The sequence below is a fragment of the Larkinella sp. VNQ87 genome, assembly GCF_049445795.1.
Classification (GTDB): Bacteria; Bacteroidota; Bacteroidia; order Cytophagales; family Spirosomataceae; genus Larkinella.
In genome coordinates, this window is record NZ_JBMSDT010000009.1 from 134279 (window position 1) to 153915 (window position 19637).

Genomic DNA, 19637 nt, shown 5'->3' on the forward strand with positions numbered 1-19637 from the left:
TCACCGTATACCCCATGAAAAAAATACTCCTTCCTGTTTTCGCCCTCGCCGGTTTCATCAGCAGTTGCCAGAAAAGCGGAGAGACCAAGGATATTCAACAGATTCAGGATTCCTTGCTGGTTATTCACGATGAAGTGATGCCCCGAAACACCGAGATGCTCGATCTGAAAGATGCCATCAGCCAGCAGATCGACAGCCTGTCAAAAGTAAAGCCGGGTACGCCCGAATTGAAAAACCGGCAGGAAGAAGGGTTGGCAATCAACAAATCGTTGACCGAAGCCGACAGCCTGATGCACCACTGGATGACTCACTATAACTCCGATACGCTCAAAGCCCTGGATGAGACCCAGGCGAGAGCGTATTTGGATGAAGAAATGAAGAAAATAAACGACATTAAAGAGAAAATAAACGGCGGAATTGACCAGGCAAAGAAATTCTTAGGGAATTGAGCGTGTTAGTTATCTAGTATCGATTCCATGTTGAAGCCCTAGTCCGATATTATCACCGTATGTTTTCGATTGTTAAATCCGGTACCCTCCTGATCGCCCTGTCGTCGGTGCTCGCGGCCTGTTCATCACAGGAAAACCGCCTGCCGATTTACGGAGAACGGGATACAGTTACCAAAGTCGTGGACGGTAAAACCGTCACCGATACCATTTACTACAAAATTCCGCCGTTTCAGTTTGTGAATCAGGACAGCCTGCCGGTTTCCAATACCATGTTCGACGGGAAGATTTACGTCACGGATTTCTTCTTTGTGAGTTGCCCCACGATTTGTCCGAAGATGAAAACACAGATGAAGCGGGTGTACGACAAATTCAAGGGCAATCCGGACGTGATGATTCTGTCGCACACCATTGACCCCCAGCGCGATACGCCCGCTGTTTTGAAAGAATTTGCCACCAATCTGGGCATTACGGGTAACCAATGGCAGTTTGCTACGGGACCGAGAGCGGAGATTTTCAAAACCGGCAAAAGCTACATGGTGGTGGCCCAAGAAGATGCCGGTGCGCCGGGTGGTCTGCTCCATAGCGGCCATTTTGTGCTGGTCGACAAGGAGAAGCATGTGCGGGGCATGTATGACGGCACGACCGAAGAAGGCGCCGACAAACTCATGGCTGACATGGAAAAACTGCTGGCCGAATACCAAACGAAATGAAACGATTCACGAGGGGATTGGCGTTACTGCCGTTCCTGGCTCTGATCGGCTGCCAGAGCCAGGAACAACTCAAGCAGGAGAAGTATTTTGTGGAAGGCTATCAGTTGTATACGCAGCATTGCGCCAACTGCCACCAGGAAGACGGGAAAGGGTTGGAAGCCCTCTATCCACCCATCAACGGTTCAGACTTTCTGAAAAACAAGGAAACCGTGATTTGCCTGATTCGGTACGGGCAACAGGGGCCAATTACTGTCAACGGCCGGACTTACAACCGCCCGATGCCCGAAAACCGCCAGTTAACCGACATCGACATTGCCGAAATCACAACCTACATCTACAACAAATGGGGCAATGAAACCGTCATTACTGAGGTGAAAGAAGCCAGTAAAGTGCTGGATACCTGTCGGGTGCAGCGCGAACGGGCGTCGAAACAACCGTGATTATTGCCCGGCTATTCGGAAAATACCGGAAGTCTTCCGAATGAAATAGTGCGAGAATGTCTGGTCAGTATCCAACCCGACGCCTTCCAGGCGCTCATTGGTGTTCTTGCTGAGAATCTTGACCGCTTTTTCCGTATAAACCTTCTTGGTCGTCGGATTCCAGTTTAACTCGGGTGTATAGAGTTCCTGGTTGGTTTTACGGTTGATCACCACCACATTTCCCATGACGCGGTAGAAGTTCTGGGCGTGAACGTACCGGCCCGAATCAGCCCGCAGAGTGGTTTCAACCTGCCGGTCTGGGCCGTAGAATTCAATGTTGACGGTTTTGGGATACACCCGGTCGTTGGACTGGTATTTGTACTGCAAAGGCGTGTTCATTTTCACCTTCAGTGCCCCGGCCTCGCTGTACAACACCTGCACGTTGTTAATCTCTTCCAGCGGCCCGGTATACGGTTTGGTTTTTTGGGCTGCCGGTTCTTCTTTGCAACCCGCCAATCCAACACTCAGTACCGTTGTTATGAGAGCAAGCGTGCGGAGAAACGTTCCTGTCATCGTATTTTGTTGTCAATCACTTCAATCCGTACAACGCAACCCGGCCGGGCTTGGTTCAGCCACTTGTGTGAACGGCATTCGTTCATCGGGAATTAGTCGATTTTGTAGCGCTGGAACCATTGTTGATTGAGGGAAAGGCTCAGACCGATTTTCCCGTAACGCTCCCGGATTTGGCCGTCGGCAATCGATCCGCGCTGCCCCCCTGTCAATGAGATGGTCATCGAGTTGACAAACTGGCCCACCGGCAGCGAGAAACCCAGACTCACACTCATATCGTTCGGTTGCTTCCCACCGACGGTGTATGGCAGTTTCGTATAATTGAACCCAAGCCGGTACGGGATCAGATCCAGGTAGCGGCTTGAGCGCACTTTCGGGGTGTATTCCAATCCGGCGGCCAGGGAGTAACTGTCATTCAGATTGCCCGAGCTACCGTCAAGCTTCGTAAATTTCGACCAGGGTTGGTACCCGAATTCAACGCCAAAAGCAATATTCTGAAACTTCTCCAGCACAATACCACCCCGAAAATGGGCCGGTAACGTCAGCGAACCATTGGTACGTATGCTAACGGTATCCGGGTTTGAAATCTGCGTACCGTTGGCATCGATTTGCTGGTAGGTATCGACGGCATCACCGCCCAGCTTCGTCATGGGGTCAATGGTTCCACCGATGTTCAAAAACCAGTCTTTACCCAGTTTGGGGCGCCAGGCTGCACCCAGCCGCCAGACCACATCGCCATAGCTGTTGAGCGTCGACCGTTTCACGGTAATATCATCCCCACCAATCAACAGCCGGGAATCTGAATCATTGGTAATATTTCCGAAGACAAAAGCCGCTTCAACACCGACGAACAGGCTTTTGGTCAGGCTGAAACCGTTGGTGACCGTAGCCCGGTTTAGACCACCCCGCCCCCGGTAAACATATTCAGATTCATAAATCGTCCCCGGTACGCGCTGGTAAAGCGTCGTCTGGTAATCGACATAGCTGTAGGGCCGCAGCCCAATGCCCGCCGTCCAGTATTTGGTGATCGGGAAAGCCAGGTTTAGGTAGCTTAAATTAGCGCCAAAATCCTGTTGGTTCTGGCCCCTATTGTCAGAGATCCGCTTCGTTTGCCCCAGCAAACCGACTTCAAAAATGGTAAAGCGGTTGCGCACCAGCAAAGCCGGATTGACGCTGTTCAGGAAGAAGCTATTGGCATAGGCCGTACCCATACCGCCCATTCCCAAATTGGTTATATTGTTGTTGCCATAAATCTCGCCAACCCCCAGCGAAGAATAAGGAGAATTACCAATACCTTGAGCCTGAACGTAATGCGAAGATAAACCCAGCAGGCCCAGGCTGGCGAAGAGGACGGAATAAACTCCGTTACGAACGATAGACATTATGTTGTAAAATACGATTCAATCCAATCAGTACCAATTCCGGAACTACAAAGATGGTGGGTTTCAGGCTACTTTCAAAGAAAGGCGCATCGCCCCCGCAAATCAGTACCTTCACCGCCGGATTTTCGTTGCGATGGGCGTCGATGATTCCGTTTAATTCGGCCAGTAGTCCGTTGATGACGCCGGCCTGCATGGCCTGGCGCGTATTCTTCCCCAGCAACGAGGGCCGGTATTCCTCCGGTTCCACCAAAGGTAGCCTTTCTGTAAACGAATGCATGGCCTGGAATCGCATACGAAAACCGGGAGAAATCATCCCACCGTGAAAAACCGAGTTTGCATCGACATAATCATACGTCACGCAGGTTCCCAGATCGATCACCAGACAATCGTCGGCCGGGAAACACACCTTCGCGCCCACCGCCGACGCGATCCGGTCGGTACCGAGGGTGTGCGGGGTGTCATACTGTTTCTCCATCGGTACCGGCGTATACCCATCCAACGCCAGCCAGAACACGGTCGGTTTGAGTGAAAGCTCCTCCCGCAACTGCCCGGCCGGACGGTTTGTCGATGATACAACGACGGCATCGGGTGCAAATTTCTGAATTAAAGCCCGCAAGTTATCCGTCGATAAATGAGGATGGGCTTCAAGCAACGTTTCCTCCTCGAAAATACCAGCTTTAATGGCGCTGTTGCCCCAGTCAATGGCCATGTTCATCTCTGCAAAAATTGCAAATCGCAGGCAGATTCCTCAATTTTGGTTGTTAAAAATGCTTAAAATGCGGCATGGAAGCAGTACTGGAGTGGTTTGAACAACGGATTCTGGGCAACTCGATCGGCAATGTGGTGGTGTTCGCCCTGATTATTCTGTTGGGGTTATGGATAAAACGGGTTTTATCGACGGGATTGAGCCGGTTTTTATTTCGGATCATGAAACCGGATGCGGGGTCGATTCCGGTCAGTGATTTTCTGCGTATGATGCGCAAACCGATCGAATTCCTGATCCTGCTCATCGTTCTGTTTCTGGCCTTCGACCGACTGGCGATTCCTGACCAGTGGGGGCTTGTTCCGCGCACCGAATTTGGGTACCGGCTCATCATCATCCGGCTCTACCAGACCACCATCATGGTTGCGCTGACCTGGATTGCCATCCGGTTTGTGAAATTCGTGGGACTGATTTTTCAGAAAAGAGCCGAACAAACCGAAACCAAGCTCGACGACCAGCTCGTCCCCTTCATCCGGGATCTGGTCATTCTGGGCGTTTCAGCCATCGCTTTTTTTGCTACGCTCGGCCTGGTGTTCGACGTAAATGTGATTGCTCTCGTTACGAGCCTCGGTATCGGCGGTCTGGCGATTGCCCTGGCCGCCCGCGAAACCCTCGAAAACCTGTTTGCCTCGTTTGCCATTCTGCTCGACCAGCCTTTTATCACCGGGGATACTGTCACGGCCGGAACCGGCCCGAATCAGGTAACTGGAACCGTCGAACGAATTGGTTTTCGCAGCACCCGGCTCCGCACCGACGACGGCAGCCAGATTGCCGTTCCGAACCGGCTGATGATCTCTCAATCGCTCGACAACCTGACGCAACGCAGCCAGCGCCGAACTAAATTTTTCCTTCGGCTGGCCCTCGACACCCCGCCCGAAACACTGCGGGCTATTGTTGAAGACATTCGATATTACCTCGATAGTCAGCCGATGACTAACCAGAATCCGGCTCTGATTCAGTTCGATACGTTCGGTGAAAGCTCCCTCGATGTGCTGATTCAGTACTACGTGGCTACCAGCGACTGGCGGGAATTTAACAAGGTAAAAGAAAATGTGAACTATCAGTTGCTAACGATTGTTGAGAAACATAGCGGCCAGTTTGCATTTCCATCCCGAATGCTCTATCTTCGGACGCAGACTGATTCCCCGCTCGAAAAGTTGCCATGATTTTTGGCTCTATTTTTGATTGCTAATAAAACATTTACGGGTTTTGCACGTTCTTGTTGACAAAGCGGGATTAAACTCTTAACATTGTGGTCATATAGTTTCCGACCCGATTCAGGGGTATTCTGCCTAATCCGTGTAATCTGAGGCTGCCAGCCAAATCCACCTGAACGAACTGTCCCTCGTTAAAACCGCATCACGCATCAGCGTAATCGTGTCACCGACTGAAACAGTGGCTGCAAGTGCATAGGTCAAGCAAATATCTGACTGGAATCAATCGAAAAATTTTTAGCACTACTTTTCCCCGTTTGGATTCACTCGTCCACAATTCGCCGTAGCTGACGAATCGACAATTATCTCACATTCATCAAGTAAAGCCCTCTTTGCTTACTCTGGCTTTTATGTACAATAAGGAAGAACTCGATCTGAAACTCTTATCAGAATTGAAAGCGATTGCGGAATCATTCAGCATTCGCGACATCAGTAAACTGAATAAAAAGGACCTGGTTTACAAAATCTTAGACCAGCAAGCCCTGCTCCCTGAACCCGTTCCGGCCGCTGCGGAAAATGGCTCGAAGGCGCCGGCAAAAACCGCTGCGGAAGCCCCGCGCCGAACCCGCCGGACCCGGACTGAAACTCCGGCCGCTGAAACCGTTGTGACGGCCCCGGAAGCCCCGGCCGCCATTGCTGAACCAATCCAACCTGAAACCCCAACGCCTGCACCGGCGGAAGTAACCGAAGAAAACCGGCCCGCCCCCGTTCGCCCAAACCGCGACAATGGTTCACGAAATGGCCGGACTCCCGAAGCCCCGGCCAATCGGATGCAAAACCGGCGCGGACCGGAAGCAAACGGCCCGGCCCGGCCGAACCGTGGCGACCAGCCCGAAGGAAGCGACCCTCGTCGGATGCGCCAGCGAATTCGGAAAGACACCGACGGTGTCCAGCCGGAAACGACTCCGGTTCCGATTGCTCCGGTCAATGAAAAACCGGTAGAACGCAAACCCGGGCAGGAGCGCGCAGGCCGGAATGATCCGTTCCGGAACGGGAAGCGGGACGTCGAGCAACCGGTTCTTGACTTTGCCATTGAACCCGATACCGATGATTTTTTCACCCCGGCTACCGAAACGGAGGGCGACGTAACGGCGATTGCTCCTGTTGCCCCTGAACAACCCGCTCAGCCTGCTCAACCCGAGGTTCCGGCACCCCAATCCGCCCCACAACCCGAGCGCCAGCAACGCGAGGTTGCCCGTCCGGATGAGTATACCAATCGCATCCGTCGGCAATACAACCAGCACGTTCGGGAGTTTGATGGGATTATTGAAAACGAAGGTGTACTGGAAATTATGTCCGACGGAGGCTACGGTTTCCTACGGTCGGCGGATTACAACTACCTCGCCAGCCCCGACGACATATATGTATCACCGTCACAAATCAAGCTTTTCGGTCTGAAAACCGGGGATACGGTGCGTGGACAAATCCGACCGCCGAAAGAAGGTGAAAAATATTTTGCCCTGCTGCGCGTGTCGTCGGTGAATGGGAAAACGACCGAAGAAATCCGCGACCGGATTCCGTTTGAATACCTGACGCCCTTGTTTCCGGAAGAAAAACTGACGCTGAGTTACCGACCGGATCAGTATTCGACCCGGGTGGTGGACCTCTTTGCGCCCATCGGAAAAGGCCAGCGCGGGATGATCGTGGCCCAGCCGAAAACCGGTAAAACCGTATTGCTGAAGGACATCGCTAACGGGATTACGAAAAACCACCCCGAGGTGTACCTGATCATTCTGCTGATTGATGAACGCCCGGAAGAGGTAACCGATATGGCCCGGAGTGTTAACGCCGAAGTGATTTCCTCGACGTTCGACGAACAGGCCGAACGGCACGTTAAAGTCGCTTCGATGGTGTTGGAGAAAGCCAAGCGGATGGTCGAATGCGGTCATGATGTGGTGATTCTGCTGGATTCGATCACGCGTCTGGCGCGGGCGTACAACACCGTCGTGCCGTCGTCGGGCAAGATTCTGTCGGGTGGGGTCGATGCCAACGCCCTGCACAAGCCGAAGCGGTTTTTCGGAGCCGCCCGGAACGTCGAACACGGCGGTTCGCTGACTATTATTGCCACCGCACTGATCGATACAGGTTCTAAAATGGACGAGGTGATCTTTGAGGAATTCAAAGGAACCGGTAACATGGAACTCCAGCTCGACCGGAAACTGGCCAACAAGCGGGTTTATCCGGCAGTCGATGTGCTGGCTTCGGGCACCCGTCGCGAGGACTTGTTGCTCGACAAGGAAACCCTGCAACGGATCTGGATTCTCCGCAAACACATGGCCGACATGAACGCCATGGAGTCGATGGATTTCCTGCTCGACCGGATGCGCGGCACCCGGAACAACGAAGAATTCCTGGTTTCGATGAATCGATAAAACCGGTGGTTCGGGTGTTTCCGAACTGCACAGACAAAACCGCCCGGCTGTCGACAACGACGGTCGGGCGGTTTTGTGTCTAGCCGGGTGATACTGACGGAGTTTGCAAAAAATAATGAAGGATACGCATTACTTTTCGGCCTTATTCGAGTCTCAAAGAAAGATTACAACCTTCAAATTTCCTGTTCCTCCATGTTCACCAACAAAATCCCCTGGCTGGTCTTGCTCTTCCTCTGGATGGGCGGATCAACCTACTGGCACGTCTGCCGCATCAAACAGCTCTGTCCCGACGACAACTCCCCTGCCCCCACGGCGTCGGTTTCCAATCCGACGGCACCCGCTTTTACCGTCCCTGGTTTGTCTTTTTCTGATGGCACGACGGTGATATTTGAGTCACCCAGTAACGCGTCCTTCGCCAAGTCCGGTTCCAAAGCAAACCTCAACGGTGTGCAGCCGCTTATCGACTCCCTGGCGACCTATCTGAAAGCTAATCCGGGTAAGCATGTTCAACTGACCGGTTTTTATGATTCTGGTGAACAAAATTTGTCTGGCGAAGCAAGTTTAGGAGTAGCCCGCGCTAACGACATTCGGGCGTATTTGATAGGCCTCGGCGTGCCCGAGCATCAACTCAAAACCGGTGGTGAAAGCAAAACCGACCTGGTCTTCACACCAGCCGGCGACTCACTGTACGGCGCTGTTCAGTTTGCCTTTCTGGATGAGGTGTTGGTCAAAGGGAAAAAACCGACTGCTGAGGAAGAGCTGGCAACGAAGGAAAAATTTGCGTCCATCTTCGAACCGATGGATTTATACTTCAATACCGGAAAAATCGAGTACATCCAAACGGCTGAAACCAACGCTTTCCTCCGTAAAACGAAGGAATACCTGACCCAACACCCGGATCAGAAGCTTGTAGTGACCGGCCATACCGACAATGTCGGTTCGGATGCGTTGAACCTGATGCTCTCGAAAAAACGCGCTGCCGCCGTGAAACGCCAGTTTGTGGCTGCCGGCATCGCTGCCAGCCAGATTGAGTTGCAGGGCAAAGGCGAAACCCAGCCCATTGCCTCCAATGAGACCGAAGCAGGCCGTAAAGCAAACCGCCGAACCGCCATCGTCGTCAACCAATAACCGTAGTCAGCAATCCCTAACTGTTACTATTATGTTCGAAATGAATCCCCACCAGTTGCCAGACGCTACCCTGCAACTCTGGATTATGCTGTTCGTCGCCGGAACTCTCGGGTTCATCATCGGGTACGTGATTCGTCGGAACACCATTCGCCAACTGCAAACGCTGCTAACGAAAACCGAAAACCAGGTGGAAGACTGCGTGAAAGCCAGCCAGGTGTTGCAGGAAGATGTAGTGCTGCAACGCATTTCAGCCCGAGCCAATGAACTGAATTTCAATCGAATAGGACTGGCCACGTACGCCGAAGCCGACGATTTGAAGGAGATCAACGGAGTAGGTCCGTTTTTTGAGAAAAAGTTGCACAGCCTGCGCATTTACACCTTCCGGCAACTGGCCAACTGTACGCCCGCCGATGTAGAGCAAATCGCTAACATTCTGGAGTACTTCCCCGACCGGATCGAACGCGAAGACTGGGTAGGCCAGGCCAACGTGCTTTACCAGCAGAAATACCGCCTTTCGTAACCATTCATTGACTTAAAACCGCCATTAACGATGTTCAATTTTGATCCCTTAAGCCGGGGCGTCGCCATTACCGAAATCCTGCTCCTGCTGGCCTTTGCCGCCTTCGTTGGCTACCTGCTGGCCCGATTCTTTACCCAAGGCCGTATCAATGCGCTTCAGACCGCTCTGACCGAACAAGAAGCCGCCCTGGATGAGTGCCAGCGCAACCAGAGAGCCATTCGGTCGGTGGTGATTCCACCCGCGCCAAAACCGGTTGAAAAAGTGGTGAGCGACGAAGAGTTGCTGCTCCGAAAAATTGCTTCCCGGGCTTCCGAACTTAATTTCAATCGGATCGGTGTTGCCACGCTGGGCGATGCCGATGACTTGAAAGACATTGTAGGAGTCGGGCCTTTTTTCGAGAAGAAACTACACACGCTCGGTATTTTCAGCTTCCGGCAGTTGGCCAATTTTACCCCGGAAGATGTCGAAAAACTCAGCGATATCATCGAGTTTTTCCCCGACCGGATCGAACGCGAAGACTGGGTAGGTCAGGCCAAACAATTGCACGAAGCCAAATACGGCCGGCCGGTGCAGTAACAGTTATAAATAGTTTAGGGTTTATAGTTGGGATTGTTTAGCACAAATGTTCCAACTACAAACCCTAAACTTTAAACCAGCAACCGAATTACAGCGTTTCGACCGTCCGGCGAATGAAAGCCGTCAAATCGGCTCCCGAGAGCATTCCCTGCGCCAGTTTGGCCAGGTCGAGGCTTTGTTTCACGAGCACTTTCTGTTCTTCCGCGTCAGTTAGTTTCAGAATCCGGTCGGCCAGCGGGTGGTTGGCGTTCACGGCCACGTTGAAACTATCCGGCATGGCTCCGAACATATTCCGCTCACCACTCAGCGCCGACATATCTTTCATCCGGCGGAAAAACTCGGGTAAGGTAATCGTCACCGGCAGTTCGTCGGTGGGCATGGCTTCCACCGAAACCGTTGCGGTTTTTGTACCGATCACTTCTTCAAACAGCGTTTTCAGCTTCGTCCGATCGTCTTCCGACAGGACGCTTTCGTTGTTCAGGCCCTTGTCGATGAGCTTGTCGAACGTATCCGAATCGACGCGTTTCAGGCTGGTTTTTTCGAGCTTGTATTCCAGCGTATTGATAAAATGACTGTCGATCAGGCTGTCGAACAGCAACACTTCAAAACCGCGCTTTTTGGCCGATTCAATAAATCCGTCCTGCTTCTCGCGGTCGTTGCTGTACAGCCAGACCGTCGTCCCGTTTTTGTCCGTCTGGTTTTCCTTCACCGCGGTACTAAACTCCTCGAACGTGAAATACTTGCCGTCGACGTTTTTTACCAGACAGAAATCCTTCGCCTTTTCGTAGAATTTTTCGTCGCTGACAATTCCGTATTTGACAAACAGACCGATGTCATCGAACTTTTGCTCAAAACCGGCACGGTCGTTTCGAAACAGTTCGGACAGTTTATCCGCTACTTTCCGGGTGATGTAACCGTTGATTTTCTTGACGTTACTGTCGGCCTGCAGGAAGCTCCGCGACACGTTCAGCGGAATGTCCGGCGAGTCGATCACCCCGTGGAGCATCATCAGGAAGTCGGGCACAATGTCCTTGACTTCATCCGTGATGAACACCTGACGGCTGTAGAGTTGAATTTTCTCGCGACGGATCTGGAAGTCATTTTTGACCCGAGGGAAGTACAACACCCCGGTCAGGTTGAACGGATAGTCGACGTTCAGGTGAATCCAGAACAGCGGCTCTTCCGACATCGGATAAAGTTCCTTATAAAACTTCTGGTAATCTTCGTCGGTCAGTTCCGAAGGTGATTTGGTCCAGATCGGTGTCGTGTTGTTGATCGTTTCGCCGTCAAATTCAATCGGAATCGGCAGGAAACGTCCATATTTGTCCAGAATCGACCGCAGGCGGTATTGATCCAGAAACTCTTCGGAATCGGCAGCAATGTGCAGAATGATATCCGTGCCCCGTTCGGCCCGGTCGGCTTCCGTAATTTCAAACTCGGTTGAACCGTCGCAGATCCAGCGAGCCGCTTCGGCCCCATCCCGGTACGATTTCGTGACGATTTCCACTTTTTCAGCCACCATAAATGCCGAATAAAAGCCCAGGCCAAAATGACCGATAATTGCGCCTTTTTCGTCTAGCTTGTCTTTGTATTTTTCCAGAAACTCCGACGCCCCCGAAAAAGCAATCTGGTTGATGTATTTCTTGATCTCCTCGGCCGTCATCCCAATGCCCCGGTCGCTGACCGTAATTGTTTTAGCCTCTTTATCGAGCGTTACGGTCACTTTCAGCTCGCCTAGTTCCCCGCCAAACTCACCAAAACCGGCTAGTTTCTTCAGCTTCTGGGACGCATCGACGGCATTCGAAACCAGTTCCCGCAGAAAAATCTCGTGATCGGAATAGAGAAATTTTTTGATGATCGGAAAAATGTTTTCCGTATGAATCGAAATCTGACCTTTTTCCTGAACAGTCGCGCTCATAATGATAAATCGTGGAGTAAAATTGACACATAAAACCGATGTTCACAGCTTACCAACAACTGTTCCAGAGCGCCAGACTATGACAACTTGACAGCCCGACCGGGTAGTCCACTCCTTTGGTTCAATTTCAACTAAAGATCGGTGAACATTTTTGCCGCAACGGCAAACACGCTCAGAATTTTTCGTGTTTGGTAAGCAACACCTTATTTTTGTCACGCGTGAACCCGAAAACGTATACAGACATCTCAACGGAAGAGATGGCGTCACTGGTCACCCAGCCGGAAACCGTGATTGTCGATGTGCGTGATGAATGGGAATTTGAAGAATTCAATATTGGTGGCGTCAACATTCCGCTGGCCGATATCCGTAACAAACGGCAGGAATTGCTCGCGTATGATACACTGATTGTCGTCTGTACCAACGGGGTTCGCAGCCGGGTGGCAGCCAAGGATTTATGCCGCCAGCCCGACATGCAGACAAAAACCATTTATCACCTCCACGGCGGTATCCTGGGGGCTGAAGATTAAACGTCGACGGCTCCGCTGTAGACCCGAACCGCCGGGCCAATCAGGTAGAGATCCGTAAAGCTGCCATCATCCCGGGTTCTGAACGAAACGCGCAAATTACCGCCCAGCGTCTGGATCGACACCGGACTTTGCATGCCGAGTTGCCGGTGAGCCACCAGAGCCGAAGCCGTTACGCCTGTGCCACAGGAATAGGTTTCTTCTTCCACGCCCCGTTCATACGTTCGGACAAACAGCGTGTTGTCGCCAATCGGTTCGATGAAATTAGCATTCGTACCGCCGGGTGCAAACCGCTCGCTATAGCGAACGGGCCGTCCTTCGGCCACTACATCCATAGCTTCCACATCCTCGACAATCTTGACATAATGGGGTGACCCAGTATTCAGGAAGGTGTAATCAGGATGCTGCTCAATTCCCGCTATTTCGTTCATTTTCAACGAAACCTCACCCCCATCGACCACCGCTTCGTGCTCGCCATCGACCGCCAGAAACCGGGTTTGTTTCTCGAATAGCCCCAAGTCGTGCGCAAACCGGACAATGCAGCGCCCACCATTGCCGCACATGCTTCCTTCGGCTCCGTCGGCGTTGAAGTAGACCATTCGGAAATCGTACTCCGGGTGGTTTTGGAGCAAAATCAGGCCGTCGGCGCCAACGCCAAACCGACGGTGGCAGAGGTGAGCAATGCGTTCCTGCGAGACCGGAAACGATTCGTCGCGGTCGTCGATCAGGATAAAATCGTTGCCGGTTCCCTGGTATTTGTAGAAAGAAATCATGGATGGAGTTAAGAGTTAAGAATTAAGAGTTATGAGTTAATGTGCGTCAGCCTAACTCTTCATTCTTCATTCTTAACTCTTCATTTTTGTGAAACAAAAAAAGCCGTCTTTGCAGACAGCTTCTCGTTCTGATGGCAGTACCGTTACGCTTGTGGCTGTCTGGTTTTCGCTTTCCGCTCTCTGATACGAGCAGCCTTGCCCTGACGACCCCGGAGGTAGAAAAGGCGGGCACGACGAACCTTACCCAGACGAACCAGCTCAACTTTATCGATGTTCGGTGACAGAACCGGGAAGATCCGTTCTACCCCAACACCGTTGGAAATTTTGCGTACCGTAAACGTTTCCCCGTTGGTGTTCGGGTTCCGGCGTTGGATGACCGTACCGGTGTAAACCTGAATCCGCTCTTTGTTTCCTTCACGGATTTTAACGTGTACATTGACTGTATCGCCTGCCTGAAAGTCGGGGAAGCTAGCCCGGCGACCTGCATTCTCAGATTCGACCAGTTTGATTAACTCACTCATGACCGTAGATATCTCGGGGGTATGAAAATTCTTATTGAGCCGCAAAGGTATCCATAATTTTCCGTTTTATAAATAGTTAGCCTGAAATAAATTGAACGGTTGGAAGGTTAGCGGCTTTTTAGCTATTTCGTCTGTCGAATACCTAAATCGCCAGTGCAGTCCGCTGGCCCTCTGCTACCCAACGTATGAAGATTCTGACCGTCGAACAAACCCGTGCCCTTGATCAATATACCATCGAACACGAGCCGATTGCCCCGATCAACCTGATGGAACGGGCCGCTCAGGCTTTTACCGACTGGTACACGGCTCGCTTTGATAAAAACCGGCCGATACGGATCTTCTGCGGATTGGGCAACAACGGTGGTGATGGGCTGGCCATTGCCCGGCTCCTGATTCAATTGGAGTACACCGTGCAAACGTACGTGGTCCGCTACGCGCCCCGCGAGTCGGAAGACTTTATGCACAACCACCGGCGGCTGAAACTGATTGCTTCCATCAACTACATCGAAAACGAACGGGATATTCCGGTCATTCGGCCAAATGAAGTGGTGATCGATGCCATTCTCGGCTCTGGCCTGTCCCGAACCACCGAGGGCATCGTCCAGTCGGTCATCGACGCCATGAACCACAGCCCGGCCACGGTCGTCTCCGTCGACATCGCCAGCGGTTTGTTTGCCGATGCAGCCAACGGTCCGAATTCAACCATTGTACAACCCGATCATACGGTTACCTTCCAACTCCCTAAACTCGCTTTTCTGCAACCACAACTGAGCCGGTACGTGGGCGAGTGGCAGTGGGTGGACATTGGCCTCAGCCGGGCTTTCATCGAACGAACGCCCACCACCTATTTTTACACCACCGATAAGGAAGTCCGGCATTTACTCCGTCAGCGCGACCGGTTTTCACACAAAGGTTCGTTTGGGCACGCGCTGCTGCTGGCGGGGAGTTACGGAAAAATCGGGGCCAGTGTGTTGGCTTCGCGGGCCTGTTTGCGGTCGGGAGTAGGCCTGTTGTCGGTGCAAACACCCCGTTGTGGTTATGAAGTACTGCAAACCGCCGTGCCCGAAGCCATGTGCCAGCCCGACGGTCATATTCATGTTCTGACCGGCCAGTCAGAGCTGGAAAGCCCGGAACCAAGTACCTATTCCGCCATCGGTGTCGGACCGGGGATCGGCACGGCCCCCGAAACACTGTCAATGCTGCGGAATTTGCTCAGTAAGGTAAAAAAACCGATGGTTCTCGACGCCGATGCCATCAACCTGATTGCGCAAAACCGTGATCTGATCAACCAGATTCCGAAAAACAGCATTCTAACACCCCATCCGAAGGAATTTGAACGGCTGACCCGGCGCTGGACGAGTGATTATGACAAGCTGGGCATTCTGCGGGATTTTGCCCAGCGAAACCGGCTGGTTGTGGTGCTGAAAGGAGCTAACACCGCCATTGCTACCCCCGACGGAACTACCCACTTCAATTCGACCGGAAATCCGGGCATGAGCACCGGGGGAACCGGCGATGTGCTGACGGGCATTTTGACGGCTTTGCTGGCCCAGGGCTACGACCCCGTGGAAGCCGCCGTGCTGGGCGTATACGAACACGGTCGCGCCGGCGACCGGGCCGCTAGTCAGCGCGGGCAGATTGGCTTGACGGCTTCGGATCTAATTGAGGCACTTCGCTGGGATTGAGTACCTTTCTTGCTTTTAAGCATGAACCTCCCGAATAGAGATTAATTTTTTCTCCTGAAATCTAATTCCCCTCCAACCATCGTAGATATACGCGGGTCTTAAGTGTGTAAAAGGTTCACAAGTGGTGTAGACAAAACTCCACACTTACTCACTTTTTACCAGGCAATACATACGATAGGGCACCAAATTTAATGTTCTTTTATTGGGTGCAATAATTCTGCTAACCAACACTTTACCTAATCATCATTAAACTTGAAAGTGGCCTGAATGAGGATTGGAATAGAATTTGAAACCTAGTTAAGTAAAAAGAACAATTTCCGTTGCGGAAACTACCTGATTTACAAATTACGTAGTTGTACGCTTCCCGGAATCAAGCTAGTTTTTGAACTTTGCAACTATATCCAACACCGCTATATCAATTAACACCACACCATTAGTCGAAAGTTACCATGAGAAATGTTGTTCAGAAAGAATGGAGAGTCAATCGTCCCAGCCGTCGGTCTCGCTTTGAAATCGATCAGATTTCATTACTCGGTGTCCTGACAGTCATGATTTTTGCTTACATTCTTTTCCACTTCATCTATCCGATCATTTCGAAAGGATTGCTCTGGTAACGCATTCTTTGATAACATTAGAAGGGTTTCCCGAAGCGAAACAGCGGCAATTGCCAAGTTTCAATTCGGGAAATCTTTTTTATTTCAGAAGTTGATAAACTAAAAAGGCGGAGACATAAGCCAGTACACTCATGTAACCGAGCTGAATCAGCGGCCATTTCCAGCCCCGGGTTTCCCGGTAAACCGTCGCAATGGTGCTCATGCACATCATGGCAAACACGTAAAAAACCAGCAGTGAATACGCTACGGCCGGTGTGTACATGGGTCCACCCGTTTCCGGATTCACTTCAGCCGCCAGCTTTTGCCGTACCGTATTGTCGTTTCCTTCCTCCGCACTGCCAATGCTATAAATCGTCGCGATCGTACCAACAAATACCTCCCGGGCGGCAAACGAGCTGATGAGTGCAATCCCGATCTTCCAGTCGTATCCCAGCGGTTTGATCACCGGCTCCAGCACCTTCCCGAACCGCCCGGCATAGGAGGCTTCCAGCTTTTCGGAAGCAACCCGGTTTTCGACTTCCTCAGCCGGAAGGTTGCCGGATTGCTGACGCACCCGGTTTTCGGCCTGGTCCAGCGCATCGCCGGGGCCATAGGAAGCCAGCACCCAAAGTATAATTGAGATGGCAACAATCACCCGCCCGGCCTGCCAGACAAACGAGGTCACGCTATCCCAGACCGTGATGCCGACATGGTTCCAGCGGGGCCATTTATAGGTCGGCAGCTCCATCACAAACAGCCCGCGCTCCCGGGCGTTGACAATGCGTTTAAAGACATACGCAGCCAGCAAGGCCGCCACCAGCCCGAGCAGATAAAGTCCCATCAGCACGAGTCCCTGCAAATTCAGAAAACCCAGCACGGTTTTCTCGGGTACGACGAGGGCGATCAGGATGGTGTAAATCGGCAACCGGGCCGAACAACTCATCAAGGGAGTAACCAGAATGGTAATCAGTCGCTCGCGCCAGGAACCGATGCTACGGGTTGCCATGATGGCCGGAACCGCGCAGGCCACGCCCGAAATCAACGGCACCACGCTCCGACCGTTCAGGCCAAACTGCCGCATGATTCGGTCCATAAGTACCATGACGCGCGACATATACCCCGATTCTTCAAGCAACGAAACCAGTAGAAATAGAAAGGCAATCTGCGGAATGAACACCACTACCCCACCGATTCCGGCGATGATGCCATCGGTCAGCAAATCGGTCAGCGGACCTTCGGGCAGGCTTTCGTGCAGGGTTCCGTTCAACCAGGCTACCCCCGCGTCGATGCCGTCCATGAAGGGTTGGGCCCAGGCAAAAATGGCCTGAAAAATCAACAACAAAATGGTTGCAAAGATGGCGTAGCCCCAGAACGGATGCAGCAGAATCCGGTCGATCCGCTGGCTCCAGGTGGGCTGATCGAGCGGACGTTTGTCCGTGACTACTTCCCTGACCACCTCAACAATGCGCTCGTAACGCCCGATGGTTTCTTTGGCCTGAAAATCAAGTTCGTTGAAGTTATACTTTTCAATCAGCCGATCCAACCCGACGCGCTCTGGTTGACCCAGAAACGAAAAACCGTCGTGCTGAATGACGTACTGAAGCGCCAGGTATTTATTGGTCAGTTGGTATTCTCTGCGAACGTCGGACAGCAAGCCCTTGACGTCGGTGGTTGTAGTAGCCAGTTCCGGATCGTAAAAAAGCTGGTTTCCGTGAATCGGTTTTCCACTAAACTGACTGATCGCCTGTTTCAACCGATCCAGCCCTTCACCCGTCCGGGCGTTTATCTTGACGACTGGAACGCCCAACTGCATTGACAACCGCACGGCATTGACGTCCAGTTGCTGTTGCCGGGCAATATCGAGCATGTTCAGGGCCAGGATTACCGGCACGCCCAAATCCTGAATCTGGCTGAACAGTAACAGATTGCGGCTTAAATTTGAGGCATCGACCACGACGATGGCCAGATCCGGATAATCCGGATGAGTCGGATTGGCGAGGATGTCCGTAACGACCTGTTCGTCGGCGGATTTGGGATAAATGCTGTACACGCCGGGCAAATCGACCACCAGGATTTCAGTACCATCGTTCAGAAAAGCCGTGCCCGACTTTTTGTCGACCGTAACGCCCGGAAAATTCCCTACTTTCTGACGAAGACCGGTCAACTGGTTAAACAGGGACGATTTGCCGGAATTCGGATTGCCCACCAGGGCGATGACAGGTTTTGATTTCAAGGATTCAATAACATAAAATAGCCACGAACTGACCCGCAGTATAGGGCTATATCGGTACGATTAATCAACCAGAATGGTGGCGGCTTCTGACTTCCGCATGGACAAGCAGTATCCGGAGAGGTTCAGGCAAATAGGATCACCCAACGGCGCTTTGCAGTGCAGGCTGACTTCCGTACCGGGTAAACACCCCATCTCAAGCAGTTTAAGCGACAGCCACTGATCGCTGAACGACCGAATCACGGCTTTTTCACCGATTTTCAAATCGGCTACACTACGTTTGTCTTCGTTACGGTTTGCCATGAACTCCGGCTTATTTAGATTTATTACAAACTAACGCAAGTTAAACGATTCCTGTTCGCTTTTACAACCGAACCTTTCAAAATTTCTGGATCAGCGGTTTTCAAAGGAATCAAACGACAAAATTAGTTTGAAAACTGCGGGGCTTCAAAACCGGGTGGCGGTTCGGAGCGGTCGGGCCGATTTAAGAAAAAACCGGTATTTTTATCAAGCGGAACTGCGGTTTGTGTTGTAATTTTGCAAAATCTGGTATAAACAATTCAAGGCGGATTTGGCAGTACCAGAAAATTTACGGGCTAAGTCCCCTATTTCGAGTACCATGCAACAGATTGGTGTCCTGATTGGCAAGGAGTTTCGGCTGGAGTGGCGGCAACGCTACGCCCTGAACGGCATGTTGCTCTACATCGTCAGCACGGTTTTTGTCTGTTTCCTGAGTTTCAGCCTGCGCCGGAACCAGTTGACGCCGATGGTCTGGAACGCCTTGTTCTGGATTATTCTGTTGTTTACGGCCATCAACGCCATTGCCAAAAGCTTCGTGCAGGAACGTGCGGGTCGGCTGTTGTATTACTACACTCTGATCAGTCCGCAGAAAATTATACTGTCTAAAATCGTGTACAACACCCTGCTGATGCTGGTGCTGGCCGGATTGGGCTTCGGTATTTATACCCTGGTGATGGGTGTGCCGGGCGAAGGCATGGACATGCCCCTATTTATCGTTAATTTATTGCTGGGGGCCATCGGCTTTGCTGCTTCGCTGACGCTGGTGGCTGGGATAGCCTCGAAAGCCGAAAACAGCGCTACGCTGATGGCGGTGCTGAGTTTTCCGGTGGTGCTTCCGCTGCTGCTTATGCTGATTCGGGTATCAAAAAATGCACTTGATGGATTAGACCGTAGCGTAAGTCTGGACGAAATCGGTACTTTGCTGGCCATCGATGCCATCGTCCTGGCGCTCTCGGTAATGTTATTTCCCTATTTGTGGAGAAGTTAAAC

Annotated in this window: 19 protein-coding genes; 11 read left to right on the forward strand and 8 right to left on the reverse strand. The window is 51.9% G+C overall.

Annotated elements, in window-relative coordinates:
• Positions 1-14 precede the first annotated feature (14 nt).
• The 3 genes from ACO2Q8_RS16960 to ACO2Q8_RS16970 are packed head-to-tail and all read left to right on the forward strand — an operon-like array spanning position 15 to position 1599.
• Positions 15-449 (forward strand): hypothetical protein, encoded by a 435-nt coding sequence (locus ACO2Q8_RS16960; RefSeq protein WP_423346031.1) that lies wholly within the window; start codon positions 15-17, stop codon positions 447-449.
• Between the two features lie 59 nt (positions 450-508).
• Positions 509-1159, forward strand: a complete 651-nt coding sequence (locus ACO2Q8_RS16965; protein ID WP_423346032.1) for an SCO family protein — start codon at positions 509-511, stop codon at positions 1157-1159.
• Positions 1156-1599 (forward strand): c-type cytochrome, encoded by a 444-nt coding sequence (locus ACO2Q8_RS16970; protein WP_423346033.1) that lies wholly within the window; start codon positions 1156-1158, stop codon positions 1597-1599. Before ACO2Q8_RS16965 ends, ACO2Q8_RS16970 begins: the two co-directional genes overlap by 4 nt.
• Here ACO2Q8_RS16970 and lptC read toward each other — a convergent pair whose 3' ends face one another.
• The 3 genes from lptC to ACO2Q8_RS16985 all read right to left on the reverse strand — a co-directional run bounded on the left by lptC (position 1600) and on the right by ACO2Q8_RS16985 (position 4245).
• Positions 1600-2151, reverse strand: coding sequence for an LPS export ABC transporter periplasmic protein LptC (lptC, locus tag ACO2Q8_RS16975; RefSeq protein WP_423346034.1), 552 nt, complete (start codon positions 2149-2151; stop codon positions 1600-1602).
• Positions 2152-2243: 92 nt separating this feature from the next.
• The gene (locus tag ACO2Q8_RS16980) at positions 2244-3530 is read right to left on the reverse strand and encodes a hypothetical protein (RefSeq protein ID WP_423346035.1); all 1287 of its coding nucleotides are present in this window, start codon (positions 3528-3530) and stop codon (positions 2244-2246) included.
• Positions 3514-4245, reverse strand: a complete 732-nt coding sequence (locus ACO2Q8_RS16985; RefSeq protein WP_423346036.1) for a type III pantothenate kinase — start codon at positions 4243-4245, stop codon at positions 3514-3516. Before ACO2Q8_RS16985 ends, ACO2Q8_RS16980 begins: the two co-directional genes overlap by 17 nt.
• Positions 4246-4313: 68 nt before the next feature.
• On the opposite strand from ACO2Q8_RS16985, the gene ACO2Q8_RS16990 reads away from it, so the two are divergent.
• The 5 genes from ACO2Q8_RS16990 to ACO2Q8_RS17010 all read left to right on the forward strand — a co-directional run bounded on the left by ACO2Q8_RS16990 (position 4314) and on the right by ACO2Q8_RS17010 (position 10103).
• Positions 4314-5459, forward strand: coding sequence for a mechanosensitive ion channel family protein (locus ACO2Q8_RS16990; protein WP_423346037.1), 1146 nt, complete (start codon positions 4314-4316; stop codon positions 5457-5459).
• Positions 5460-5857: 398 nt separating this feature from the next.
• Positions 5858-7879 (forward strand): transcription termination factor Rho, encoded by a 2022-nt coding sequence (rho, locus tag ACO2Q8_RS16995; protein ID WP_423346038.1) that lies wholly within the window; start codon positions 5858-5860, stop codon positions 7877-7879.
• A gap of 192 nt (positions 7880-8071) precedes the next feature.
• Positions 8072-9007, forward strand: a complete 936-nt coding sequence (locus ACO2Q8_RS17000; RefSeq protein ID WP_423346039.1) for an OmpA family protein — start codon at positions 8072-8074, stop codon at positions 9005-9007.
• 31 nt (positions 9008-9038) lie between these two features.
• Positions 9039-9527, forward strand: a complete 489-nt coding sequence (locus tag ACO2Q8_RS17005; protein WP_423346040.1) for a hypothetical protein — start codon at positions 9039-9041, stop codon at positions 9525-9527.
• 30 nt (positions 9528-9557) lie between these two features.
• The gene (locus tag ACO2Q8_RS17010; protein WP_423346041.1) at positions 9558-10103 is read left to right on the forward strand and encodes a hypothetical protein; all 546 of its coding nucleotides are present in this window, start codon (positions 9558-9560) and stop codon (positions 10101-10103) included.
• Between the two features lie 88 nt (positions 10104-10191).
• Here ACO2Q8_RS17010 and htpG read toward each other — a convergent pair whose 3' ends face one another.
• Complete coding sequence (gene htpG / locus ACO2Q8_RS17015; protein WP_423346042.1) at positions 10192-12021, reverse strand: molecular chaperone HtpG; 1830 nt, start codon at positions 12019-12021, stop codon at positions 10192-10194.
• 218 nt (positions 12022-12239) lie between these two features.
• Between htpG and ACO2Q8_RS17020 the strand changes: the two genes are divergently transcribed.
• A complete protein-coding gene (locus ACO2Q8_RS17020; RefSeq protein ID WP_423346043.1) occupies positions 12240-12548 on the forward strand; it encodes a rhodanese-like domain-containing protein in 309 nt (102 codons plus the stop codon).
• Here the strand turns inward: ACO2Q8_RS17020 and dapF are convergent.
• Positions 12545-13315 carry a diaminopimelate epimerase gene (gene dapF, locus ACO2Q8_RS17025; RefSeq protein ID WP_423346221.1) on the reverse strand — a complete coding sequence of 257 codons (771 nt, stop codon included), beginning with the start codon at positions 13313-13315 and terminating at the stop codon, positions 12545-12547. The two genes, ACO2Q8_RS17020 and dapF, sit on opposite strands and share 4 nt — an antisense overlap.
• A gap of 146 nt (positions 13316-13461) precedes the next feature.
• A complete protein-coding gene (rplS, locus tag ACO2Q8_RS17030; protein WP_423346044.1) occupies positions 13462-13839 on the reverse strand; it encodes a 50S ribosomal protein L19 in 378 nt (125 codons plus the stop codon).
• A 185-nt stretch (positions 13840-14024) separates the two neighbouring features.
• Here rplS and ACO2Q8_RS17035 point away from each other — a divergent pair, with 185 nt between their 5' ends.
• Positions 14025-15524, forward strand: a complete 1500-nt coding sequence (locus ACO2Q8_RS17035; protein WP_423346045.1) for an NAD(P)H-hydrate dehydratase — start codon at positions 14025-14027, stop codon at positions 15522-15524.
• Between the two features lie 693 nt (positions 15525-16217).
• On the opposite strand, the gene feoB is transcribed toward ACO2Q8_RS17035, so the two are convergent.
• Together feoB and ACO2Q8_RS17045 are read right to left on the reverse strand one after the other, a co-directional pair.
• Positions 16218-18350: a ferrous iron transport protein B gene (feoB, locus tag ACO2Q8_RS17040; RefSeq protein WP_423346046.1), complete on the reverse strand. Its 2133-nt coding sequence runs from the start codon at positions 18348-18350 to the stop codon at positions 16218-16220.
• A gap of 60 nt (positions 18351-18410) precedes the next feature.
• Positions 18411-18650 carry a FeoA family protein gene (locus ACO2Q8_RS17045; RefSeq protein WP_423346047.1) on the reverse strand — a complete coding sequence of 80 codons (240 nt, stop codon included), beginning with the start codon at positions 18648-18650 and terminating at the stop codon, positions 18411-18413.
• A gap of 316 nt (positions 18651-18966) precedes the next feature.
• On the opposite strand from ACO2Q8_RS17045, the gene ACO2Q8_RS17050 reads away from it, so the two are divergent.
• Complete coding sequence (locus tag ACO2Q8_RS17050) at positions 18967-19635, forward strand: heme exporter protein CcmB (protein ID WP_423346048.1); 669 nt, start codon at positions 18967-18969, stop codon at positions 19633-19635.
• The last annotated feature ends 2 nt before the right edge of the window (positions 19636-19637 follow it).